This window comes from Erwinia magellanica (genome assembly GCF_039023495.1).
Taxonomy (GTDB): Bacteria; Pseudomonadota; Gammaproteobacteria; order Enterobacterales; family Enterobacteriaceae; genus Erwinia.
This window is the reverse complement of sequence record NZ_JBCHVC010000002.1, coordinates 77051-99333: the sequence shown is the minus strand read 5'-3', so window position 1 is coordinate 99333 and position 22283 is coordinate 77051. Positions and strand designations below refer to the sequence as shown.

General features: G+C 54.2%; 21 protein-coding genes. 9 read left to right on the top strand and 12 right to left on the bottom strand.

Going from position 1 to position 22283, the window contains the following annotated elements:
• The first annotated feature begins 54 nt into the window (after positions 1 to 54).
• On the top strand, positions 55 to 1167 hold the full coding sequence (locus tag AAH450_RS07495) for an ROK family transcriptional regulator (RefSeq protein WP_342909678.1): 1113 nt from the start codon (positions 55 to 57) through the stop codon (positions 1165 to 1167).
• Between the two features lie 73 nt (positions 1168 to 1240).
• Here the strand turns inward: AAH450_RS07495 and AAH450_RS07490 are convergent, their stop codons facing one another.
• Positions 1241 to 2332: an ABC transporter ATP-binding protein gene (locus tag AAH450_RS07490; RefSeq protein ID WP_342909677.1), complete on the bottom strand. Its 1092-nt coding sequence runs from the start codon at positions 2330 to 2332 to the stop codon at positions 1241 to 1243.
• 7 nt (positions 2333 to 2339) lie between these two features.
• Positions 2340 to 2945 (bottom strand): GNAT family N-acetyltransferase, encoded by a 606-nt coding sequence (locus AAH450_RS07485; RefSeq protein WP_342909676.1) that lies wholly within the window; start codon positions 2943 to 2945, stop codon positions 2340 to 2342.
• 577 nt (positions 2946 to 3522) lie between these two features.
• Between AAH450_RS07485 and AAH450_RS07480 the strand changes: the two genes are divergently transcribed.
• The 3 genes from AAH450_RS07480 (at position 3523) to AAH450_RS07470 (ending at position 6600) form a co-directional block, all read left to right on the top strand.
• Positions 3523 to 4848, top strand: coding sequence for an extracellular solute-binding protein (locus tag AAH450_RS07480; RefSeq protein WP_342910360.1), 1326 nt, complete (start codon positions 3523 to 3525; stop codon positions 4846 to 4848).
• 64 nt (positions 4849 to 4912) lie between these two features.
• The gene (locus AAH450_RS07475; RefSeq protein WP_342909675.1) at positions 4913 to 5785 is read left to right on the top strand and encodes a carbohydrate ABC transporter permease; all 873 of its coding nucleotides are present in this window, start codon (positions 4913 to 4915) and stop codon (positions 5783 to 5785) included.
• Entirely contained in the window at positions 5785 to 6600 is an 816-nt protein-coding gene (locus AAH450_RS07470) for a carbohydrate ABC transporter permease (RefSeq protein WP_342909674.1), read from the top strand. Before AAH450_RS07475 ends, AAH450_RS07470 begins: the two co-directional genes overlap by 1 nt.
• Positions 6601 to 6644: 44 nt before the next feature.
• Here the strand turns inward: AAH450_RS07470 and AAH450_RS07465 are convergent, their stop codons facing one another.
• Together AAH450_RS07465 and iraP are read right to left on the bottom strand one after the other, a co-directional pair.
• A complete protein-coding gene (locus AAH450_RS07465; protein WP_342909673.1) occupies positions 6645 to 7121 on the bottom strand; it encodes a nuclear transport factor 2 family protein in 477 nt (158 codons plus the stop codon).
• A gap of 17 nt (positions 7122 to 7138) precedes the next feature.
• Positions 7139 to 7435 (bottom strand): anti-adapter protein IraP, encoded by a 297-nt coding sequence (gene iraP, locus AAH450_RS07460; protein ID WP_342909672.1) that lies wholly within the window; start codon positions 7433 to 7435, stop codon positions 7139 to 7141.
• A gap of 352 nt (positions 7436 to 7787) precedes the next feature.
• Between iraP and AAH450_RS07455 the strand changes: the two genes are divergently transcribed.
• The 4 genes from AAH450_RS07455 to AAH450_RS07440 all read left to right on the top strand — a co-directional run bounded on the left by AAH450_RS07455 (position 7788) and on the right by AAH450_RS07440 (position 10929).
• Complete coding sequence (locus AAH450_RS07455) at positions 7788 to 8165, top strand: hypothetical protein (RefSeq protein ID WP_342909671.1); 378 nt, start codon at positions 7788 to 7790, stop codon at positions 8163 to 8165.
• A gap of 213 nt (positions 8166 to 8378) precedes the next feature.
• On the top strand, positions 8379 to 9833 hold the full coding sequence (locus AAH450_RS07450) for a sugar porter family MFS transporter (RefSeq protein ID WP_342909670.1): 1455 nt from the start codon (positions 8379 to 8381) through the stop codon (positions 9831 to 9833).
• A gap of 105 nt (positions 9834 to 9938) precedes the next feature.
• Positions 9939 to 10136, top strand: coding sequence for a hypothetical protein (locus tag AAH450_RS07445; protein ID WP_318789826.1), 198 nt, complete (start codon positions 9939 to 9941; stop codon positions 10134 to 10136).
• A gap of 1 nt (position 10137) precedes the next feature.
• Positions 10138 to 10929, top strand: coding sequence for a hypothetical protein (locus AAH450_RS07440; protein ID WP_342909669.1), 792 nt, complete (start codon positions 10138 to 10140; stop codon positions 10927 to 10929).
• On the opposite strand, the gene crcB is transcribed toward AAH450_RS07440, so the two are convergent.
• From crcB to AAH450_RS07415, 5 genes are all read right to left on the bottom strand, one after another.
• Positions 10915 to 11292: a fluoride efflux transporter CrcB gene (gene crcB / locus AAH450_RS07435; protein ID WP_342909668.1), complete on the bottom strand. Its 378-nt coding sequence runs from the start codon at positions 11290 to 11292 to the stop codon at positions 10915 to 10917. The two genes, AAH450_RS07440 and crcB, sit on opposite strands and share 15 nt — an antisense overlap.
• Positions 11293 to 11638: 346 nt before the next feature.
• Positions 11639 to 11821: a hypothetical protein gene (locus AAH450_RS07430; protein WP_342909667.1), complete on the bottom strand. Its 183-nt coding sequence runs from the start codon at positions 11819 to 11821 to the stop codon at positions 11639 to 11641.
• Between the two features lie 460 nt (positions 11822 to 12281).
• Positions 12282 to 13595, bottom strand: coding sequence for an MFS transporter (locus AAH450_RS07425; protein WP_342909666.1), 1314 nt, complete (start codon positions 13593 to 13595; stop codon positions 12282 to 12284).
• 320 nt (positions 13596 to 13915) lie between these two features.
• The gene (locus AAH450_RS07420; RefSeq protein ID WP_342909665.1) at positions 13916 to 14239 is read right to left on the bottom strand and encodes an AzlD domain-containing protein; all 324 of its coding nucleotides are present in this window, start codon (positions 14237 to 14239) and stop codon (positions 13916 to 13918) included.
• Positions 14239 to 14898, bottom strand: a complete 660-nt coding sequence (locus AAH450_RS07415) for an AzlC family ABC transporter permease (RefSeq protein WP_342910359.1) — start codon at positions 14896 to 14898, stop codon at positions 14239 to 14241. Before AAH450_RS07415 ends, AAH450_RS07420 begins: the two co-directional genes overlap by 1 nt.
• 105 nt (positions 14899 to 15003) lie before the next feature.
• Between AAH450_RS07415 and AAH450_RS07410 the strand changes: the two genes are divergently transcribed.
• Positions 15004 to 15552, top strand: coding sequence for a helix-turn-helix domain-containing protein (locus tag AAH450_RS07410; RefSeq protein ID WP_342909664.1), 549 nt, complete (start codon positions 15004 to 15006; stop codon positions 15550 to 15552).
• Positions 15553 to 15726: 174 nt separating this feature from the next.
• On the opposite strand, the gene glgX is transcribed toward AAH450_RS07410, so the two are convergent.
• The 3 genes from glgX to treZ form a co-directional block, all read right to left on the bottom strand.
• Entirely contained in the window at positions 15727 to 17802 is a 2076-nt protein-coding gene (gene glgX / locus AAH450_RS07405) for a glycogen debranching protein GlgX (RefSeq protein ID WP_342909663.1), read from the bottom strand.
• 69 nt (positions 17803 to 17871) lie between these two features.
• Positions 17872 to 20343 carry a malto-oligosyltrehalose synthase gene (treY, locus tag AAH450_RS07400; protein ID WP_463322721.1) on the bottom strand — a complete coding sequence of 824 codons (2472 nt, stop codon included), beginning with the start codon at positions 20341 to 20343 and terminating at the stop codon, positions 17872 to 17874.
• Between the two features lie 41 nt (positions 20344 to 20384).
• A complete protein-coding gene (gene treZ / locus AAH450_RS07395) occupies positions 20385 to 22172 on the bottom strand; it encodes a malto-oligosyltrehalose trehalohydrolase (protein ID WP_342909661.1) in 1788 nt (595 codons plus the stop codon).
• Positions 22173 to 22283: the final 111 nt, after the last annotated feature.

Genomic DNA, 22283 nt, shown 5'->3' with positions numbered 1-22283 from the left:
GCCCTGTTTCTGGCCGGTCGGCCAGCCACTTTACCGATGAGATCGCCACTCTTTATGATCGCACCGAACGTTACGTCACGCATTTTGCGGCTTATTGTCGAAAATTCTCCTGTCAGCCAATCCGATCTGAAAGTCCGGAGCGGGCTGAGTATGTCTACCGTCTCTCAGGCCGCCAACCGGCTGCTGGGCCGCGGCATTATTATCGAAAAGGGGTTACGCCGCGTATCAATGGGGCGCCCTAAAACGCTGCTTGGATTAAATCCTGATTACGCTACGGTAATCGGTATCCAGCTGAATGCCGAGCGTAACCTGATTGTGTTGACCGACCTGACTGGCAATCTGATCGGCGAGCAGCAGATGCCTTCCGGAGAACTGACGCCCAGGCAGCTTAGCGATGCCTTAGCGCGGTTCCTGAAAACGGTTGAAGACAAGCGGGTTGCCGCCATCGGGCTGGCACTGGCCGGGCTGGTCGATCCCGTCAGCGGTCACTGCATTCGATCTACCGTGCTGGACTGGACACACGTCGCCATCACTGCCCTGCTGGAAGAGCGTTTTAACATTCCCGTATTTATAGAGAACGATGCCAATGCGCTGGCGCTCGCCACTCTGGTCTTTGGTCAGCTGGGTTCGGCTCAGTCGGCCATTATTGCTACCTACGGCAAAGGGATTGGTGCAGGCGTGATCCTTGACCGGACATTGTACCGGGGGCGCACTGGCACGGCAGGTGAGATTGGCAATGCCCTGTTAAACGACGGCTCCAGATGCACGCTTGAGGAGAAGGCGTCGTCTAAAGCCATTCTCAGGACACTGCAAGAGGCGGGCGAGAATGTGCCGGCAAATCTGCTGGCGCTGGACCGTCATCCTTCGCCGCTGGCGCTGAAAACGCTTGCCAGTGCAGGACAGCATCTGGGTGAATCTCTGGCGAATCTCGCGGTGGCTTACGATCCTGACGTGATCTGTCTGGCAATGGAGCCGCAAATGGCCTCGCGGATCCTGCTGGATCATATCAGCCAGAGTTTCCAGGAATACCGCCTCAAGCTCACGCCACAGCTGACGCCGCTGCAATTCCTTACCGAATCTAACAGGATGTGGGCTTTGGGGGCCGCTGGCTTTACGGTGAACCGTTTGATTGATGTGCTTTCTGCGCAGGCTGAAGAGGAGAGCTAACGGCAGAGGAGGAGCCTTAGCAGAGCAGAGTTCCCTGTCGGGGCGAGCGGATTAATCGTTCGCCCCCAGGGTCTTAGCGAATACGTTTTCCTTCCTCCGAAAAGAGCAGGCAGTGTCTGGGATCCAGCGCCAGATTAACCTCTTCCCCCAGTTCCACCTCTTCCATTTTACGTGCTTCAATCACCAACAGATTTTCCCGCCCGATATCAAAATAAAGGTAGTTGGTGTGGCCTAATTTTTCGGCAAAAGAGAGTGCGGCAGAGAACGACCAGTCGCGGTTATCATTTTCGGCACTGGCGAAATGCTCAGGGCGAATTCCCAGCGTCAACCGCTGCCCTTCAGCAAGCGCTGAATGCACGGGCAAGGTCACAGAGGCGAGTTTCAACTCTGGCAGCGCCAGGTTGACCAGCCCCGGCTGAACAGAGAGGACCCGCGCCGAAAGGAAATTCATTTTTGGTGAGCCGATAAAGCCCGCAACGAAAATATTGTCCGGATCGTGGTAGAGATCCAGCGGCGCGCCAACCTGCTCTATACGGCCCTGACGCAATACCACAATCCGGTCTGCCAGCGTCATCGCTTCCAGCTGATCGTGCGTCACATATATCATGGTGTTACCTAATGACTCATGCAGTTTGGCAATTTCAATGCGCATCTGTAGGCGCAGCTCTGCGTCCAGGTTAGAGAGCGGTTCATCAAACAGAAATATTCGCGGCTGGCGAATGATAGCCCGGCCAATGGCCACGCGCTGACGCTGCCCGCCGGAAAGCGCACGAGGCAGGCGGTCCAGCAGCTCTGTCAGATGGAGCTTTTCCGCCGTTTTCGCTATCTCTTCGGCAATCCGTGACTTAGGGAGTTTGGCCACTTCCAGAGGGTAAGCCAGATTACCTCTTACGGTCATATTGGGATAAAGCGCGTAGGACTGAAATACCATGGCAATCCCGCGCTCGGTGGCGGACTGCTGTGTCATATCCTGCTCATCAATAAACAGCTCTCCGCTGCTGATCTCCTCCAGTCCGGCGATCATTCTGAGCAGCGTTGACTTACCGCAGCCGGAAGGGCCAACAAAAACGATAAACTCTCCATTATCAATTTTCAGGTCAATACCGTGGATGACGTTGACGTGCTCGTAAGACTTTTTGACGTTGCTTAACTGTAGAGTAGCCATTGCATCCTCACTTCAGTTCCTGACCCATATAAATCGCGTTACTTCTGAACAGCGGCTGAAATCCCAACTGCTGATAGAAATGGGTAACCGGTTCATTTTGCAGGCTGATACCCACATAAACCCCTTTCACACCAGCCTTTTTCAGCGCGACGAGTTCATGCTCCACCAGCTTTTTCCCCCATCCTCCACGCTGCCCTTCCGGCAGAATGTTGATATGCAGATGAGCCGGATAAGGTGTTGTCAACGCCGCCGAAGCCGTTTCAGGCTGCCTGAAAGCGTCAAGGATCTTACTGTCTAGCGGCTTCACCGGCTGGCGTCCCGCAAAGCGCTTCTGCTGCAACGGCCACCACTCCATGGCCAGCAGCTGTTCGAATGCCACCGTATCAGGTGTGGCAACGACATAGCCCACCACTTTCCCGGCTATCTCCAGCACAAAGGCAAAGTCCGGCGCATAGCGTGCGTAGGGAACAGAAAAGCGGGTACCGGGATAATGGGGATCGGCATAAAGATCGCTGGCATCCTTGCCCGCATCTGCGGTTTTCAGGCAGATCTCATACAGGGCATCAATGTCATCCGCGGTCGCGGGGCGGATCTGGCCGTCAGAAAAAGTCATAGTCCACGCTCATACTGTCGGTGAGGAAGGGATCTCCACGTTAATTAAACCCGACTTAGTTTTCAAGAGAAAATAATTAGCTGAAGCTGACGATACGCCGCTGAGTTTATGCTGTGGATCACACTCTCCAACATTCATTCTTTTTTCCTGACGCGCGGAGGGCGTGGATTGGGACGGATTGCCTTTACGGCCCCGCTCTTTGCCGTTTCGGAAGAGATACCTGGCTGAAAACATACTATTTTCATATGACCTTTCAGTGAGTTATAACAACAACATGCCTGCAAGAGATAATATCTGAATGCGCAGTTCATCCCGGCATTTACTCACTATTCATGCAATTTTCCAGTTTTTAAGCCTGAAAAATAATGAAATTTCAGATTTTACGATCTGCCTCACCTTTCACCAGGCAGAAGCCGCAGAGGTTTGACTTTATTTAATCATTAAAGTAAGTATGAGGTAAGGCGACAGAGTCAGCAGCTGATGCCCCAAAGCAACCTGCGGGAGAGTCGGTTGCCATCATGAAAGGATGCTTCATTGATGTTGGAGAAACAGATCCATGTTTACTGCTTCCAGGCTTATGCGCACTTCCCGCACTGCCCCTTCCCGTCCGGCGCTGTCGCTGCTGGCCGTGGGGCTGATTACTGCTTTCTTACCGCCTTCTGCCCAGGCAGACACCGCCCTGGCAGAATGGGACATCTATAACTACCCCGCACAGACTGAAGCTATTGATCAGGCGATCAAAGAGTTCACTGCGCAAAACCCCGGCGTGACTGTCGACCGCTCAGTTCACTCTTTTGACGACACGCGTATTCCCCTCAAGCTCTCCCTCAATTCTGGCGACGGCCCGCAGATTGCCCAGGTCAACCAGGGCGGAGGGGACATGGGCGCACTGGTAAAAGAGAAGTTGTTGATCCCGCTGGATGGCTACGCTAAGCAGTACGGCTGGACCACCCGCTTTCCCGACTCGATTCTGAAGCGTAACCGCTGGTCTGATAAGCAGGAGTTTGGCAGCGGTAATTTGTACGGCGTTGCCAGCCTGGGTGAAATGGTCGGGTTGTATTACAACAAAGCGCTGCTGGATAAAGCGGGTATTGCCGTGCCAAAAACGCTGGCGGAATTTGAAGCCGCAATGGCTAAGCTTAAAACGCAGGGAACAGCCCCCCTGATGCTTGGCATTCTCGACGGCGCGGCGGGTCAACAGATGCTGACCACCCTCTGGCAGGATCAGATCAGCAGCAGCGACCGTAAAGGCATGGATGACCTGATTTATGATATCGGGGGCACCTTTAAAGATACGAAGCTGCAAAAGGCCGCCAGCCTGATGCAGGAGTGGAATAAAAAAGAGTACTTCTTTCCCGGCTTTCAGGGCATAGGCAAAGATGATGCGGCCACGCTGTTCCAGAACGGCCAGGCGGCATTTTTTGTCAGCGGAACCTGGTATATGGGGCAATTCAAAGAGAATAAAGATATTCACTTTGTCGCTTTCCCCCAGTTTGCAGGCGTCAGCAAACCTTTAATGGTGGGAGGCACCGATCTGCCTTTCTCCGTTACGCTGACGGCGAAAACCAAAGCGCAGCAGGATGCGGCGGCGAAGTACATCGATTATCTCGTTTCCGACAAGATGGCAGAAAAATGGCTGAAGGCGGGGTTCCTGCCCGCCAGCGCCAACAAAGAGGCCAGACTGCCAGCGGACAATCCGCTGCTTGCCGATGTGTATAACGTCTGGACCACGGTCAATGCGCACGATGGCCTCGGCCACTATGTTGACTGGGCCACCCCAACCATGGGCAATGCGTTAAATGAAAGCGTTCAACTGCTGCTGGCGGATAAACTCACGCCACAACAACTGACCGAGAAACTGGACGTTAACTATCAGCAGTATCTCTCCAGCCTGAAGAAATAATCACTCTGCCCGGTGCTTCGCCAGGCCGGGCGGCTATTCAGACGTAAAGTGTGAGAACACCGTTATGCTCAATAAGTCACGTCTGCAAAATGCGCTCTATATTTTGCCCTCAATGCTTATCTACTCTGTTTTCCTGCTCTTTCCTTTACTGGTTTCGGTTGGCGTCAGCTTCACCACCTGGGATGGTGCTACGCGACCGATTTTTATCGGGCTGAATAACTTTGTGCAGATGTTCGGCGACCCGGTGTTCTGGGTATCGATCAAAAATAATGCCATGCTGATGCTGTTTTACACGCTGTTCCCGCTCTGCATTGGTTTGCTGTTGTGCAGTTTTCTGCATGATACCCGCAGTAATAAAGAGCGGAGCCTGCTACGCATCTTGTTTTTTCTTCCCTACATCATGCCAATGGCGGTTCTCGGTGTGGTCTGGCGCTGGCTGTACAATCCTGCTTTTGGCCCTGTTGATCACTTCTTTCGCGCGGTGGGCCTGCCGCAGTTTGCGCGCTCATGGCTTGGGGATTTCGACTGGGCCTTGCCAGCCGTCGGCTTTGTCGCCACCTGGTATTTCTTTGGCTTTTGTCTGGTGTTGTTTATGTCGGGACTGCAACGGATGGATCCTTCTCTGCTGGAAGCAGCCGATCTTGACGGCTCCTCGCGCCGGCAAAAGTTTATGCGCATCACGCTGCCTGGCCTGCGCCCGGAGCTTCGCGTTGCCCTGTTATTAACGGTGATTTCCAGCCTGAAAGCCTTTGACCTGGTGTATGTCATGACCCACGGCGGGCCGGGCACCTCAACGCTGGTCACCAATTTATATATGTACCAGCAGGGCTTTGATTTACGCCATTACGGCTATGCTTCTGCGGTAGCGATAGTCGGCATGATCCTGGTCTTTGCCATCAACAGCCTTATACACTTTGCTATCCGGGAGCGTCACTGATGCGGAAAACGCCTGTAGTTTCACGCGCGCTAATCTGGCTGATTGCCATCATCACTATTTTGCCCTTCCTGATGGCGTTAATGACCTCTTTTAAAACCCAAAGTGAGCTGTTTGCCGGTGTGTTTGCCCTCCCCTCCCGGCTCAGCTTCGCCAATTATGTATCAGCCTGGCAGGAAGGCCATTTCAGCACCTATTTCCTTAACTCCGTGCTGGTGGTTTTTCCGGTGGTGATAGCGAGTATTTTGGCAGGCATTCTGGCGGGGTTCGGTTTCGCTTTTTTACGCATTCCAGGTAAACGGCTGTTCGCTGCGCTGATGGCGCTGGGCATGGTGCTCCCCAGCGAAGCCTTTATCATTCCGCTCTATCACGAATTGCACTGGATGGGATTAACCAACACCTACCTGGCATTAATTCTGCCACAGGTGGCGTTGTCGCTACCCTTTACCACCCTGATGATTGCAACAGCATTTCAGCAGGTGCCGAAAGAGCTGCTGGAAGCCGCGGTGATGGATGGCGCAAAGCGTTCCCGCATATTATGGGGCATTCTGGTACCAGCCATCGTGCCCACGCTGACCACGCTGGCACTGCTGCTGTTTATCTGGACATGGAATGAATTTCTTATCCCGCTGATTCTGGTAAACAAAGATGAACTGCGCACCTTACCTATTGGCATGATGTTCTTTCAGAACAAAAACACCATTAATATTCCAGTGCTGATGGCGGGTGCGATGATTGTCATCCTGCCGCTGGTGGTGGTCTTTTTAGTGTTTCAGCGTAAGTTTATCAGCGGCGTGACCGAAGGGGCGGTGAAATAAGGGGCGTGCCTTTATCCGGCAGAGAAAAGCATGAAGAAGAGAGACTACAACCCCAGCTCACTCAGGCCCGGATGATCGTCCGGGCGTCTTCCCAGCGGCCAGTGATATTTGCGTTCCGACTCGCTGATGGGCAGATCGTTGATGCAGGCAAAGCGCCTGGCCATCAGTCCGTTGTCGTCAAATTCCCAGTTTTCGTTGCCGTAAGAGCGGAACCAGTTGCCCGAGTCATCATGCCATTCATAGGCATAGCGTACGGCAATGCGGTTGTCTGCAAAGGCCCAAAGCTCTTTAATCAGCCGATAATCCAGCTCTTTTTTCCATTTTCGGTTGAGAAACGCTTCTGCTTCCTGTCGGTTGGTGACAAATTCTGTGCGGTTACGCCACTCTGTATCCAGCGTGTAGGCCAGAGCCACTTTTTGCGCGTTCCGGCTGTTCCAGCCATCCTCGGCTAATCTCACCTTTTCGACAGCACTCTCGCGGGTAAAAGGGGGCAACGGCGGGCGGCTTTCCGCTTCAGGCATTATCATCTTCTCCGGCATCAGCTCGGTTCGGTCGCATTGGCTTTCTCTTCGACATAACGCGTGACCGCCAGTAGCCTGTTCACATGCGTCAGCAGCAGATCAACATCTGACTGTAGAAAGCCTTTCCCGGAGCTTGAGGCCGCCACGATGGCGTTCTGAATGTTTTCAGAAATATTTGATGCCCCTTCCTTTCCTGCCGTCAGTAACAGCGCGGCAATTAAAAGAGACTGAGCCTCGACTTGTGCAGTCAGTTCCTTCGCATCCACATCGATTTTGGCAATCTTCATCAATATGTCGATCACTAACTGTTTCATAATCCAGCTCCTGAGATGATTTTTTCATGAAATTACCACCACCGCAGGTAAAGAGTAAACATGATTTAGCGGTTGACGATCACCATAAGTCACTATTTAACCGCCCTTTCAACGAGTTAACCTGACAGGTTATTGCAAGGATTCGACATCCTACCCTGCAAGTTTTCTGAAAATTGATAACAGCAATGGCGAAGCGGCAAAATTAGTCTAGATTTAATCATCCACACGACCTTCCATCGGGCGTGGGTGCTAACCCTCATTTTTATTATTTCAATAACGACGTTATTCCGCCCGCTGTCCAGGGCGGTTTTTTTGAACTACACACAGAGAAAAACGGAGAGGTTAATCCGTCATGGATAAAAAACACTTTTATCAGAGACTCACGCGCTGGCAGCATCTGCGCTTCAATGACGTTGTTCTGCGCGAGCGTCCCGATACGCAGGCCTGGAACAAAAAGTACGAAATTTATATCCAGGATAAAACCAGGCTGTCTGCACAGCTTTACATTCGTACCACGCAACCTGGCGAAGATGTCGCTCTCGTTATGGCGGAGTACCTTTCATGGCTTCAGGACTATAACGATGATACGACTGTTGTAGCTGCCGTGCAGGAAAGCGCAGCGACCCCACTTAATAAGCTGAAAGAGAGCTGTCGCCCGCGTTCGGGATCTCATCAACCCCATATTCATACCCCGACAGCTGCTGCAAGATATACCCGAAGCCTCTCCTGACAGGCGCCAGGTTGCCGGAATGCGTTCCGGCAACCTGCTTACTTATTGCTCTCACCCTCTTTCCCAGCTTATCCGCACATGTTCTCCCTACCTGCCCCAATGAAATTTAATTACGTTTTTTTCTGTCAAATTCCCAATCCTGGATTAGATTAAAAGGTCTGTGATCCCGATCACAGCCAACCATAATAATTATCTGTTTCCAGGGAGTAACTTGTGAGTGATTCATCCAACAGCGGGAAATCCGGTACGGCGGCGGCTTCACCGCAGCCTACCGAGCCGCTGGTTAAAGTAATTGCGTTTATTGCCACGCTGGGCGGCCTGCTTTTTGGCTATGACACCGGCGTGATTGCTGGTGCTTTGCTGTTTATGAAGCACGACCTGCACCTGACCTCGCTCACCACCGGCATGGTAACCAGCTTCCTGATTCTGGGGTCGGCCATCGGTGCCATCTGCGCCGGACGGTTAGCCGACCACTTCGGCCGTAAAAAAGTCATCCTGGTGATGGCGGTGATCTTTATGTGCGGCTCACTGGGTTGTGCAATGGCACCCAACGTCGTGATGATGATTATGTTTCGCTTTATTCTGGGACTGGCGGTGGGCAGCGCGGCGGCTATTGTGCCGATCTATATCGCGGAAATCGTTCCGGCCAACCGCCGCTGGCAGTTTGTGACGTTGCAGGAGCTGATGATTGTTTCCGGCCAGCTTATCGCCTACACCAGCAACGCGGCGATCAATGAAGTCTGGGGTGGAGAGACCACCTGGCGCTGGATGCTCGGCGTAGCCTGTGTGCCTGCGGTTATCCTGTGGGTCGGCATGCTGTTTCTGCCGGATACGCCGCGCTGGTACGCCATGCATGGTCGCTATCGTGAAGCCCGCGACGTGCTGGAGCGCACCCGCCAGTCCCGTATGGTGGAAAAAGAGATGGGCGAAATCCGCAAGTCCATGGACTCCAAAAGCCAGAAAAATGCCCGTCGTCAAAAAACCATCTCCGTCTGGATGAAGCGTCTGGTGGTGCTGGGTATCGGTATTGCCATGCTGCAACAGCTCTCCGGCGTGAACACCATTATGTTTTATGCGCCAACAATGTTGCAGGCGACCGGCCTGGGCACCAACGCATCGCTGCTGGCCACCATCGCCAACGGTGTGATTTCAGTAGTGATGACCTTTGTGGGCATCATGATGCTGAGCCGCTTTGGTCGTCGTCCTTTGCTGCTGGTGGGGCAAATTGGCTGCACCTGTACGCTGCTGGCTATCGGACTGGTCACCTGGCTGATGCCGGAGACGGTGCAGGGAGAACCGGACGTGTTGCGCAGCTATCTGGTACTGGCAGGCATGCTGATCTTCCTCTGCTTCCAGCAGGGAGCGCTCTCTCCGGTCACCTGGCTGCTGCTGTCAGAAATTTTCCCGATGCGTATTCGTGGCATGGCTAACGGCATTTCCGTCTTTGCCATGCAGATGACCAACTTCTCCATCGCCTTTATGTTTCCGATCCTGCTGGAAGCCTTTGGTCTGACAACCTGCTTCTTTGCTTTTGCTGCCATCGGTGTTGCTGGCGGGATCTTTGCCATCATTTTTGCTCCTGAAACTCAGGGCAAAACGCTGGAACAGATTGAGAAGCATTTCAAAAAACATCTTCAGGACGATCCCGCCCCGCAAACAGGGAACTAAAAATCTGTGCCAGGGAAGGCACCTTTGTCTGCTTTCACACTATTCTGATAGAAGTCTGCCGCACCGGCGGTCAGGCTTAGTCTCTGTTCATCAGGAAGGATTGCCATGTTCAAACTTTTGTTTTCCCTTTTTGCCAGCCCTGAAGCGTTGTTACAGGTCATGAGCCAGCGCGATATCGAAGAGTCGATTGAAGAAGGCGAGCGCATTCTTATTGATGAGGATGGCGGCGCTACGGTCAATATCGCCAGTCCTGAAGTTCATCAGGATTTCGCCCGCCACGTTAATACGCTGAAGAGGGCCTGAGATGGGAACGGCAATATTTATGGTATTGATGGTGTGCGGTTACTGGTACACCAGCCGGGATCTCTCCACCCGTTTTAAAGTAAAACGTTCATTTGGCTGGGATGTCTACTTCCTGGTCGCCCTTTATGGCTGCATTTTTGTACTGCAAGGGGTGATTGCTACCGGTCTGGTCTGGCTGGTTTTACTGGCCGTTTCCGGCATTTTCAACGCCATACCTGAGCTGAGTGACGGCCTGCACCGCCACTGGCAGATTGAGTTTATGAACTGGAGCTTTCTGGGTATCCAGGCGCCCGTCGTTATCATGCTCGCCTTTGCGGTGGCGTTTTGTATCTATCGCTCAAGCTGGTCCGGCAGCGCCAGGCTTAACAGCACAGGCCGTAAAAAACTCTATAAAAAACTGACCCGCGCCAATGGCGTCGAAGGGCTGCTGTTCCAGTGCATGGAGGAGGGAGAACTCGCCTGGGTCACCCTGAAATCACGCCGTATCTATATCGGCATGATCCATACGGCCACCTATGAAACGACTTCCACCTCAAATTTAGTGCTTATTCCCATGCTGAGCGGTTATCGCGATGGCAAGACGCTAAATCTTAATATTGAGCACAACTACAGCAAGTGGTATGCCGAACACAACATCACCATGGATTCCGAACCCAAGTCCGCCATGGCTTTTCGTAAAGTGATTATGCTGGATCAGGTTGAAAGCCTGTCGCTGTTTGATGCGGCAAGCGCCAGCGCGCTGGCACTGGAGCCGGAAGAGCCAAAAGTGGAAATTATGCTAGACCAGAAGTGAGACCAGCCAGAAACCGGCAAAGGTCATCAGCAGCGATCCGATCACGTGCGTGAAGAGAGAGGCCATGGCCCAGAAATAATTACCGGACTGCATCATTGTTACGATCTCCAGCGAGAAGGTGGAGAAGGTAGTCAACCCTCCGCAGAATCCGGTAATGATTAACAGCTTCCAGGCGGGATCGAGTTCAGGATTACGCAGGAAAAAAGCCATTGCGGCACCGATGATAAAACCGCCAGCCAGGTTGACCGTCAGCGTGCCGGGGGGAAGCCCTGGAAACAGCCCATTCAGACGAAGAGAGAGCAGCCAGCGAAGCAGGCTGCCTGCGGCTCCGCCCACGGCAACAGCAATTAACGACTTGATCATAATCTCCTCAAAAGGGGTCTGCCCTGCTTTGAGGCACCAGCCTACTCAGCAAAGATTTTTTTGCAAGCGGCATCTGATGACGAGGTTAAGCGGGTTTCAGAGAGGAAGCATTCCTGCCTTTTAGCTATCCGGAAAAGTGAGCGTAAGCCTGGGCCTCTCGCAGAGGTGAGATGCCACCCACCAGCTGGAGGCTACACAGCGGGATGGCCTGTTTACGCTGAGAGGGGAACTGATAACGTGGCTTTTTATCCGCAGAGGAATCGTTAAAAATTCTTCCGGCGATTAGCCTGGCTGAGGGTGCGGCTCCCGCCCCTCGCAAAAGGCGTCAATACCGGAAAACTCGAAGTCAGCCAGACTCATCCGCTGTTCTGGCGGGGCGATGGCGTGATGGAGAGGAGTCAGAATCGTTTTCCTCCGCTTCTGACCAGCAGAGTTCTAAAAATGCCTGCTGCTTTGGTGTCAGTAACCATCCCGTAAAAGGCCCTGTTTTAATCTCTTCAGCACCAACTTCTGCACTTTTGTCACCCATTTTAACCTCCCCACCAGATAAGCAGGGTCCAACAGGCAATGCATCCTGCAATTACCACTATCCAGACCAAGCCTCTGACTGACATGCGATCCCTCTTTCGGGCCATTTATTACTGCAAAGTGATAACAGTATAAACAATCACCAAAAGTGATCAACTTTAGGATTAACCCTAATGAAAAAAAAGGCGTTATGTTGTCTGTTCTGGCGGCTGAGGGAGCATCAAGGACGCTTCAGGTTGAAAAAAACGTTCAGCCTGATTAATGAGTTTGGGAATTTGCCAGGGTGAAAAAAACGCTCACCCTGACTAAGGAGTCGGGAAATTAGCCAGGATGAAAAAACGCTCACCCTGATTAAGGAATCGGGGAATTAGCCAGGGTGATAAAAACGCTCACCCTGATTAAGGAGTCGGGAAATTAGCCAGGGTGAAAAAAACGTTCACCCTGATTAAGGAGTCGGGAAATTAACGGATCTCGGGGTGGGTTTCACTGCCTTCTGTTTCCACAGACTCCGCCTCTGTATCGCCCATCGCCGCCTGGATATCTTCTTCCGTGAGCGTAGGATTTAGCGCTGCGGCTAACGGCGAGCTGGTTAAACTGTCTGGCAAAGCGACATGGGGAATAGGTGCTTCAGTAACAATCTGCGGCGTTCTGCCGGTAACCCAGCTTGTCACGGCAATAACTCCGCCGCACAGGCAGAAAAAGGCATAGAGCATATTGCCCCCCAGCGGCTGCATAATCGCCCCGGTGATCAACGGGCCGATACAGGCCCCGATACCAAAGGCCATCAGCAGGCATGCGGTAAGCGAGACTCTTCTCTCCGGCGCGACGCTGTCGTTCGCCATCGCCACAATCAGCGGATAGAGCGAGAACTGCATCATGCTGGTGACAAAGGCCGCAGCGACTGCCCAGAGAAAACTCATATGCAGACCCAGCGTCAGAGGCAGCGCGGCAAGGGTATAGAGCGCAGCGGTGTACATCAGCAGGCGGTTACGATCAATGCGGTCAGAGAGCCAGCTCAGCGGGAACTGTGAGATTAACCCGGCAAAAATGGTAATGGCCATAAACAGACCGGTTTGCCGGGTGCTGAATCCCAGCTGGCTGGTATAGACCGGCGCCATACCGTAGAAAGCGCCGACGGCCATGCCGGTGGCCAGCGTGCTCAACAGGATTTTAGGAATAGCGCGGAAGAAATAGCCCAGTTCCATCGGCGCTGGCGTCATGGGATGCGCATTGGTGCGGGTGGTCAGGGCAATGGGTACCAGACAGAGCGCGAAGCAGAGCGCCACAATCAGCAGGCTGGAGCTGCCCGAGCCAATCTGCGTCATCAGCATCACCTGCCCTGCCGAAAGCCCCAGATAAGTCGCCACCATATAGAAACCAAAAATCAGCCCGCGCTGCCCGGTTTCAGCCCCGTCATTCAGCCAGCTCTCCAGCACCATATACTGGCACATCATGCACAAACCGATAATCAGCCGCAGGAATATCCACATAGGCAGGAAATCGGTCAGGCCATGACCCAGGACAGAGGCGGTGATAATCCCGGCACAGGAAACGTAGGCACGGATATGCCCCACGCGGGCGATCAGGTTATGTCCAACCTTGCCCCCCAGCACCAGCCCGAAATAGTTAGCGGCGGTGATGGCGCCAATCAGGCTGCCGCTCACCTGCTCATGGGCCAGACGAAGTGAAACGTAAGTGGTTAACAGGCCGGAGCCAAGCAGCATTAACAATGTGGTGCTATAAAGGGGTAAAAAAGTGCCGAGGACTTTTTTCATGACGGCTCCCTGTCGCAGTCGTTTCGGGAAAACTCAATCTTAACCGTCAACAGTAGTCGCTATTGCAGCAGACAGGCAAGTCGGTGAGCGATCTTGCAGAGCATTCCCAGCGGGCAGAAAAAAGCGCAGAGAGGGCTAAAGTTTTTGGCCGATCTTACCGATGTAGTGGTTACTTAACCTAAACCACCAGCCTAAACCATGTACTTTTTTAAACCCATTGAACTCGTCCTGCTCTCTGTCACGCTGGCTTACTGCTTCACGATGTCTTCCTGGTTCTGGTAGCCTGAACGTTACGGGCTACCCCTTCAGCACCTGAGCACTCAGGGAATACCGGCAAAGCGCAACAGGGCCGTTACCAGCGCAGCGGCAACGATCACCACAATCAACGGCATTTTTCGCCAGGCAAGCACTACCGCCACCGCCACGCCAGCTACCCGCGCCGTTCCGGCAAAATGGTCACCCTCATAGAAGGTATTTCCCAGCGCTACCGCAAATAACAGCGTGGTGGCCGCATCTGACAGCAGCGCGCTGGAACGATCGGAGAGCGCCAGCCGGTTCCCTAACTTCGCCCCGGCAAACCGCATCAGGTATGTTCCAACCGATAATATGGCAATGCCACTCACCAAAAGTGCGGTAGATGTCATTATTTTTTCCTCGCCAGTAAACCGAGCATAGAGAGTAAAACCGGCAGACCGGTCGCCACAAAAGGGGTAGCTATCAGTGACAGCGCCGCGCCGCTGGAGGCGCGGATCAGCGTGGTGCGGGATTTAAAAGAAGGGATCACCAGCGCCAGTAAAATGGCAGGAAACAGGGCATCCAGTCCGGTAGCACTGATATCCGGCACCAGTTTGCCAACCACACTGCCTAGCAGCGCCCCCAAAGGCCAGATGGTCGCCACGCCAAGGCCGCAGAGCCAGTAGGCCGCTTTACGTTGTACCGGCGTGGATTGGGAAAGACCAAAGACTACGCTCTCATCATTCATGATATGGCAGCCCAGCAGCCCTTGCAGGCGCGTACCGACCAGATCGCGAACGGCAATGCCAAACGGGAAATGGCGGGCGTTAACCAGCAGACCCGCTAACGCCGCAGCCAGAGGATTGCCGCCGCTGGCAACAATGGCAATAAACATAAATTCAGAAGCGCCAGCCAGCACAAAGAGCGTGGAAGTTATGGGTACCCACAAGGGAAAACCATAGGCGCTGGCAAGCGATCCATAGGAAGCACCCACCACGCCAACGGCCAGACAGACCAGAAAAATGGCTTTTTTTGTCTCCGCAGACAAACAGGAAAAACGGGAATTCATCATAAAAGCGTTGCCCAAACGAACGAATAAGCCATTATAATGAACGCAACGACACACCTGATCAAGCGAACATTTCGTTCGCTTTAATGAACAATAAGGGCAGCCATGACTCAGCCGATCAGCCTCATTGCCGAAAGCCTGGTTCGGGAACGGACACGGACTGGCCTCTCTCTGGCCGAAATCGCCCGCAGAGCAGGCATAGCAAAATCAACGCTGTCACAGCTGGAAGCAGGCAACGGCAACCCCAGTATTGAAACGCTGTGGGCGCTCTGTGTCGCCCTGAATATTCCTTTCGCCAGACTGCTGGAGCCTGCCGTCAGCATGACGCAGGTCATCAGGCGTGGAGAAGGCAACAAAGTCGTGGCTGAACATGCCGACTATCAGGCTATTTTGCTGGCAAGCTGTCCACCGGGCGCCCGCAGGGATATCTACTTACTGATCGCCGAACCGGGTTCCGACCGCTTATTCCATCCGCATACGCCTGGGTCGGTAGAGCATATTATAGTGACCCAGGGACGCGCTTTACTGGGGCTGAAAAGCTCGCCAGAGATATTAACGGCGGGTGACTATATCTGCTACCCAGGCGATCGGGAGCATATATTCAAGGCGCTGGAGCCTGAAACCATGGCTATTCTGGTCGCAGAGCAAAACTGAGTGTGATTAAGGGATGAAGGGTGCTTTTCAGCGGTGTTAAACAGGGAGAGTCACAAGCAGAGGCGTCACCGGGCCGAATGATTATGCCATCAGGTGGTGACGAGAGTTACTTTATAAAGTCCGGGTTTAGCCGCAACAGGCAGGCCCGCTGCGGCTAAGGTTAAAACGACGAGCTTAAGGCCTTCTGAACAGAGCGATGCTGCGCCCTTCCAGCTCAAAATTCTTTTCTTTATCGATAACCAGGCCACGTTTAGCGCTATCTGAAGTGGTTAACTCCAGCACCCAGCCCCCTTCGCCAAACTGCGGGATCAGGAACGGCACGTTGCCTTCAAACGGGTTGATCAGCATCAGCACGTCGTGCCAGATGCCCTCTTCCGTCTGCAAATCGGGACGGCCAATGTAGACACCCAGCGTCAGCCCTTCATCCCAGTGTTCCGACTGCTGGAAGCCTCCGCCCGCATTGAACCACTTGATATCCATGCCGTCCCGCCAGTTTTCCCGACGCAGCAGCGGCTGTTCTGCCCGCAGCTTGATAATATGACGGGTAAACTCCCGCAGCGCCTCGCCGGACTCCGTCATATTCTCCCAGTTAATCCAGGAGATCTCGTTATCCTGGCAATAGCCATTGTTGTTGCCTTGCTGGGTGCGCCCGAACTCATCACCTGCAAGCAGCATTGGCGTACCGTGGGAAAACAGCAGCGTGGCGAGGAAATTACGCTTCTGACGCTCGCGTACTGCGTTGATGCCCTCATCTTCCGTTGGCCCTTCAGCGCCGTAGTTATAGGAGCGGTTATCGTTGTGGCCGTCGTTGTTATCCTCACCATTGGCGTCGTTGTGCTTTTCGTTATAAGAAACGAGATCGTTAAGCGTGAAGCCATCATGAGCGGTGATAAAGTTAACGCTGGCCCAGGGGCGACGGCCACGGAAATCGTAGAGATCGCCCGAGCCGAGCAGGCGTGCAGCAAAGTCGGTAGAGACATTGTTGCCTTTCCAGTATTCGCGCACCGTGTCGCGATATTTGTCGTTCCACTCTGCCCAGCCAGGCGGGAAGCCGCCCACCTGATAGCCGCCAGGGCCGATATCCCACGGCTCCCCTATCAGCTTCAGCTTCGACAGGACCGGGTCCTGCATCATGGCGTCGAAAAAGCCGCCGCGTTCATTAAACCCTTCCGGCTCACGGCCTAGAATAGTGCCGAGATCAAAGCGGAAACCGTCAATATGCATCGACTCTGCCCAGTACCGCAGCGAATCCATCACCATCTGCAACACGCGTGGATGGGAGGTATTTACCGTGTTGCCCGTACCGGTATCGTTAATGTAATAACGATGCTGGTCTGGCAACGTGCGGTAATAGGAGAAGTTGTCGATCCCCTTGAAAGAGAGGGTCGGGCCAAGTTCGTTCCCCTCCGCTGTGTGGTTGTAAACCACATCCAGGATCACCTCGATCCCCGCTTCGTGAAACGCCCGCACCATATCGCGGAATCCCTGAATGCCCTGCGGACCGAAATAGCGTGAAGCGGGAGCAAAAAAGCCCAGGCTGTTATAGCCCCAGAAATTCTTCAGCCCTTTATCCAGCAGGTGCTGATCGTCCGGGAACCAGTGGATCGGCAGAAGTTCAACCGAGGTGATGCCCAGGCTTTTGATGTAGTCCACCGAGGCGACATGGCCCATCCCTTCATAGGTGCCGCGAAGCTCCTCAGGGATAGCGGGATTTAGCTGAGTAAATCCTTTTACATGGGCCTCATAAACCACAGTTTCCGGCCAGGATACATTGGGCCGGTTATTATCCTGCCAGTCAAATTCATCGGGATTGATAACGCGGCATTTCGGCATAAAAGGCGCGCTGTCGCGCGTGTCATAGGTCAGATCTTTGTCTTCATGCAGCAGCTCATAGGCAAAGTGAGCCTCATTCCATTCGATATCGCCAGCCAGTTCGCGTGCATAGGGGTCCAGCAGCAGTTTGTGCGGATTAAAGCGGTGACCGTTTTCCGGATCGTAAGGGCCATGTACGCGATAGCCATACAGCGCACCGGGTTGCAGGCCAGGAACAAAGCCATGCCAGACTTCATTGGTATACTCTGGCAGCTCCAGCCTTGCGATCTCCGTTTTACCGCTGGGATCGTAAAGGCAAAGCTCAACGCGCTCGGCATGGGCGGAGAAAATGGCAAAATTCACCCCTTCCCCTTCAAAATTGGCACCCAGAACCAGGCCGTGCCCTGCTGTAATTTCAAAAGAATGACCGTTTGACATCTCTGGCTCTCCATTAGGCAACAGAAATCTACCTGCAAAGGTAAGTTATATTATTTTAATCTTTATATATCATAAAGTTACAAGCGTGACGGGCTGGTAGCCGCAGAGGGTATCCAGCGCTATCCGCTCGCTCAGCATCTTCTCTTCTCCGCTCAGAATGTCGCGATAACGACGGTTAGCAAGCTGTTCCGGCAGGAGCAGTTCGGTCTCTTTGCCCCAGTCTGAAGTGGTCAGACTGCCCAGGTCACTCAATACCAGTCGCGGGGCGATCACTATCACCGCTTCGTTACCCTCCGCGCGTGCGAAGGCCAGCACATTTTCCGCCCGCTTACCGGAAGCCGTTAGCGGTACATAGTCTCCCCGACGAAACAGCGCGCGCTTCTGCTGACGCAGCTGTAAATGAGCGGCAATCATCTGCTGCTTGAGCTGCCCACTGAGCCAGTGCTCCTGCGTGAAGGCAAGCGGTGAGGAGAGCTGTTGTGCAAGCAGCGCGAAATCGGGTTCACGACGGTTATCGGGATCCACCAGGCTGAAGTTCAGCCCCTCGCTACCCTGATAGATATCCGGCACGCCAGGTGCCGTGAGCTTAATCACCGTCTGGGTGAGGCTGTTAACCAGTCCCGCCTGAATAAAGGGTTGCATCGCCTGGATAAAATCTTGCAGGAAGGTCTGATTCGCTGGCGAAAGCAGGTTCCTTGCGTAGCTGAACACCGCCTCTTCATAGACTTCGTTACTGTCTGCCCAGTCCGTCCGCAGCTTGGCTTCCCGCAGCGCTTTTTCCACAAACGCCAGGAACCGCTCTTCCAGCTCTTTCAGCCCCGACGAGTCCTGCGGTTGCAGCATCACTGGCCAGGCCCCTGCCAGCGCCTGATAGAGCATCCATTCCACTGCTGGCTTGGGTGCCGGGCCATCTTCAAGCTGGCTGATTTCTGCCTGGTTCATTTTACGCCAGCGGGCGATACAATCAGCCCAGCGATCCGGCGCTTCCGTCAGCGTGTAGAGCCGCGCCCGCGCATCTTCGCCACGCTTGGTGTCGTGAGTTGAGGTACCAGAGAGCGCGTCCGGCTGCGTCTCAAGCCGCGTAGTCATCTCTTTATGGAAACGATCCAGTGAGAAGGTGCGTGGAATCGGCTCTGCGCCGACCTCATTCAGCGCCAGCTCCATGTTTTGCCGGAAGAACAGCGTATCCTCTACCGATTTCGCCATCAGCGGGCCAGTAAGCTGCTGGAAACGGGTGCGGAAGAGGGTCGCCTCTTCAGAAGCTTTCTCAGCAACGTCACCAGAGAGGATGCGGGTAAGAAAATTCAGCGCTTCAGGATCGGGCGCATTTTTGCCTGCTGCTATCCTCCTGCTGATTTTTTGCAGAAGATCGCTGTCCGCCGTGGTCAGCCCTGCCGGTGTGCCGTAGGTACGGTAAACAGGGAACGCCACCAGCAGTTCACGCAGAGCAGCCCGCACGGTTTTCTCCTCCAGCGCCGCCCCATCATCACTGGCGATAGCCATCGCCAGCTTAAGCAGCGTGGTGAATTCACCCTCGAAGTTTCTGTCCGCCATCAGCAGCTTGGCCGATCGCAGTTCAGCCTGCATATCTACCGGCTTGCCCACCAGCTGGTCATAGGCCTGGCGCAGCTCGCTAATTTTGCTGCCATCCACTAACGCCTCTGAAAGCGCAGCGATAAATTCATAACCGGTGGTACCAGAAACCGGCCAGTCAGCGGGAAGCTGCTCTCCTTCGCCGAGGATCTTCTCCACGGTGATATAACACTCCGGCCCCGCTTCCTGCCGCAGACGTTCAAGGTAACCTTTCGGATCTGCCAGGCCATCCACATGATCCACCCGCAGCCCGTCGACTATACCGGCATGCACAAGTTCCAGGATTAACCGATGCGCATCGTCAAAGACCTCTTTCTCCTCTACCCGGACACCCGCAAGACCGGTAATTTCAAAGAAGCGGCGGTAGGAGAGATCGTGCGGAGCATCCCGCCAGGACATCAGACGCCAGGGCTGTTGGTCATGTAATTCGGCAATCGCCTTCTTATCGGTAAGGGCGAGAACTTCAGCCTCCCGTCCCTGCCAGGAAGCAGGCGTGAGAGGATAAAAATTATCAAAATAGGCCAGCGCAGGCCTGCCGGTTTGCGGATCGGGCTGGATGCTTATCTCGCCATTTTCCAGCACGGTGGCAAAATCGTCCCCCAGGAAAGGCAGAGTCAGGCGGCGCGACCAGTTGATGTCAAAATAGTGGGCGTAGCGGCTGCTTTCACCCTGCTCAATCACGTCACGCCACCAGTGATTCTCCAGCGAAGCGGCCATATGGTTGGGTACGATGTCGAGGATCAGCCCCAGGCCAGCCTGTTTCAGCGCGCTGACCATGCGGTCAAACCCTTCCCGGCCACCAATCTCAGGCTCTATCTCATTGGCGTTCGTCACGTCGTAGCCATGGGTTGAGCCGGTTGTTGCGGTAAAAATGGGCGAAGCATAAAGATGGCTGATGCCAAGCTGTTTCAGATAGGGCACCAGCGCCGCGGCACGGTCAAAAGTCATGCCGTTACGGAACTGAATCCGGTAGGTGGCGGAAGGAATATTCACCTGACCTCTCCTGTAGTAAAGCGGACAAGGATGCTGTTTTGCGGCAGCCTGTTTTCCTCTTGCGGCCAGGCAAAAAGCGTCTTGCCGGGCTGAAGCGGGATTGGCTGCTCGTGCTCGCCAATATTAAACGCCATCGACAGCGTTCCCTGCGGGAACCGCCAGCTGACGGCCACGAAACCTTCTGCTGTTTTGACGATCTCGCCGGTAGCTCTCTCACCGGTAGCCAGCAGCGGAACAATATGCTGCTGGCGCAGCGCCAGCAGTTTTTTACTGAACGCCAGCCACTCGGCGCCTTGCGGCGTGTTCTGCTTTGACCAGTCGAGTTTCGACATCATAAATGTCTGCTCAGCGTTAGGATCGGGAACGCTTTCACCCTCAAAATCGCCATGACCGGCAAATTCGCGCGCGCGCCCTTCCCGCACGGCTTTGGCCAGATCGCCGTGGAAATCGGTGAAGAACAGGAAGGGGTTAGTCTCTCCATACTCTTCGCCCATAAACAGCAGCGGGATATGGGGCGATAAAAGCAGCGTGGCGAGCATCACTTTAGTGCGATCGACACCAGCCAGGTCGATCAGCCGCTCTCCCTGAGCGCGGTTGCCGATCTGATCGTGGTTCTGAATAAAATCAACAAAGGCTTCCGGCGGCTGTCCGGTGCTTACCACGCCGCGCTTTTCACCAGAATGCGGGGAGATCTCGCCCTGATAAGCGAAGCCTTCTGCCAGCACGCGGGCCACCAGCTTTTCCGGCTCTCTGGCAAAGTCCTGATAATAGGCCTGCGTTTCGCCGGTGGCGAAGACATGGACGGCATTGTGGAAGTCATCATTCCACTCTCCGGTAAACAGCGGAACAGAGCCATCCTCAGCGCGAGGGTGCAGGAAGATAACGTTGCGGCTGTCTTCCGTGGTCAGATGAACAGGCCTGTCGGTGATTTCAGCGCGGATATGTTCAGCGATATCGATCAGCACATGTTTAGCGGAAATGTCTTCAATCTGATCAATGGCGTCAAAGCGGAGACCATCCAGATTGAACTCCTTCAGCCAGTAGAGCGGCGCTTCCAGGATATAGCGGCGCGCGGCATCAACATCATAAGCGATGCCCGCGCCCCACGGCGTCATGCGCTCTTTATGGAAGAAATCTGGCGCGAGAAGCGGCAGATAATTGCCCTCAGGGCCGAAGTGATTGAGCACGATATCAAGCACCACCGAAAGGCCAGCACCATGCGCAGCATCGACAAAGGCCTTAACATCGTCCGGCGAACCATAAGCCGCATGGGGTGCATAGAGCAGCACGCCATCGTAGCCCCAGCCCCGGTTGCCGCCAAAGTGTGACAGGGGCAGAAGTTCGATCTGGGTAATGCCGAGTTCAGCCAGATAAGGTAATTTCTGTATTGCAGCCTGAAAAGTCCCTTCAGGGGTGAAGGTACCGACATGCATCTCGTAAACCACCGTTTCCGCCCACGGACGGCCCCGCCAGCTGCTGTTTTGCCACGCGTAACTGGTCGGATCGATGACCAGCGAAGGGCCATTTACCCCGAACTTTTGCGCGCGCGAGGCCGGGTCCGGCACAACCATCCCGTCGCTAAGGACAAAATTATATTCTGCGCCAGGGGAAACATCCGCCACCAGCAGTTCAAACCAGCCCTCTCCCGCTGGCTGCATCTCTCTATCCTGGCCCGCCAGTCTGAGTGTGACCTGACGCTGCCCTGTTGCCCAGAGGCGAAAACGCACCTCACCGGAGGCGAGATATTCGGCCCCCCAACTTTTTTGAAACGATCTGGACCCCATTCAATTGCCTCGCTTGACTCATAAGTGATCAACGGACGGCACCAGCAGAACAGGGTTCCGCTGATGCGAGCATGCATTGCCTGACGCGATCTGAAGGCCATAGGGGTTGGC

Excerpts from the sequence above, each read along its gene's own strand:
- AAH450_RS07425 (WP_342909666.1), bottom strand. The coding sequence starts at position 13,595 with ATGAAAAAAGTCCTCGGCACTTTTTTACCCCTTTATAGCACCACATTG.
- AAH450_RS07480 (WP_342910360.1), top strand. The coding sequence starts at position 3,523 with ATGCGCACTTCCCGCACTGCCCCTTCCCGTCCGGCGCTGTCGCTGCTG.
- AAH450_RS07465 (WP_342909673.1), bottom strand. The coding sequence starts at position 7,121 with ATGCCTGAAGCGGAAAGCCGCCCGCCGTTGCCCCCTTTTACCCGCGAG.
- AAH450_RS07490 (WP_342909677.1), bottom strand. The coding sequence starts at position 2,332 with ATGGCTACTCTACAGTTAAGCAACGTCAAAAAGTCTTACGAGCACGTC.
- AAH450_RS07485 (WP_342909676.1), bottom strand. The coding sequence starts at position 2,945 with ATGACTTTTTCTGACGGCCAGATCCGCCCCGCGACCGCGGATGACATT.
- crcB (WP_342909668.1), bottom strand. The coding sequence starts at position 11,292 with ATGATCAAGTCGTTAATTGCTGTTGCCGTGGGCGGAGCCGCAGGCAGC.
- AAH450_RS07495 (WP_342909678.1), top strand. The coding sequence starts at position 55 with ATGATCGCACCGAACGTTACGTCACGCATTTTGCGGCTTATTGTCGAA.
- AAH450_RS07410 (WP_342909664.1), top strand. The coding sequence starts at position 15,004 with ATGACTCAGCCGATCAGCCTCATTGCCGAAAGCCTGGTTCGGGAACGG.
- treZ (WP_342909661.1), bottom strand. The coding sequence starts at position 22,172 with ATGGGGTCCAGATCGTTTCAAAAAAGTTGGGGGGCCGAATATCTCGCC.
- treY (WP_463322721.1), bottom strand. The coding sequence starts at position 20,343 with ATGACTTTTGACCGTGCCGCGGCGCTGGTGCCCTATCTGAAACAGCTT.
- AAH450_RS07475 (WP_342909675.1), top strand. The coding sequence starts at position 4,913 with ATGCTCAATAAGTCACGTCTGCAAAATGCGCTCTATATTTTGCCCTCA.
- iraP (WP_342909672.1), bottom strand. The coding sequence starts at position 7,435 with ATGAAACAGTTAGTGATCGACATATTGATGAAGATTGCCAAAATCGAT.
- AAH450_RS07430 (WP_342909667.1), bottom strand. The coding sequence starts at position 11,821 with ATGGGTGACAAAAGTGCAGAAGTTGGTGCTGAAGAGATTAAAACAGGG.
- AAH450_RS07445 (WP_318789826.1), top strand. The coding sequence starts at position 9,939 with ATGTTCAAACTTTTGTTTTCCCTTTTTGCCAGCCCTGAAGCGTTGTTA.
- glgX (WP_342909663.1), bottom strand. The coding sequence starts at position 17,802 with ATGTCAAACGGTCATTCTTTTGAAATTACAGCAGGGCACGGCCTGGTT.
- AAH450_RS07415 (WP_342910359.1), bottom strand. The coding sequence starts at position 14,898 with ATGAATTCCCGTTTTTCCTGTTTGTCTGCGGAGACAAAAAAAGCCATT.
- AAH450_RS07470 (WP_342909674.1), top strand. The coding sequence starts at position 5,785 with ATGCGGAAAACGCCTGTAGTTTCACGCGCGCTAATCTGGCTGATTGCC.
- AAH450_RS07440 (WP_342909669.1), top strand. The coding sequence starts at position 10,138 with ATGGGAACGGCAATATTTATGGTATTGATGGTGTGCGGTTACTGGTAC.
- AAH450_RS07420 (WP_342909665.1), bottom strand. The coding sequence starts at position 14,239 with ATGACATCTACCGCACTTTTGGTGAGTGGCATTGCCATATTATCGGTT.
- AAH450_RS07455 (WP_342909671.1), top strand. The coding sequence starts at position 7,788 with ATGGATAAAAAACACTTTTATCAGAGACTCACGCGCTGGCAGCATCTG.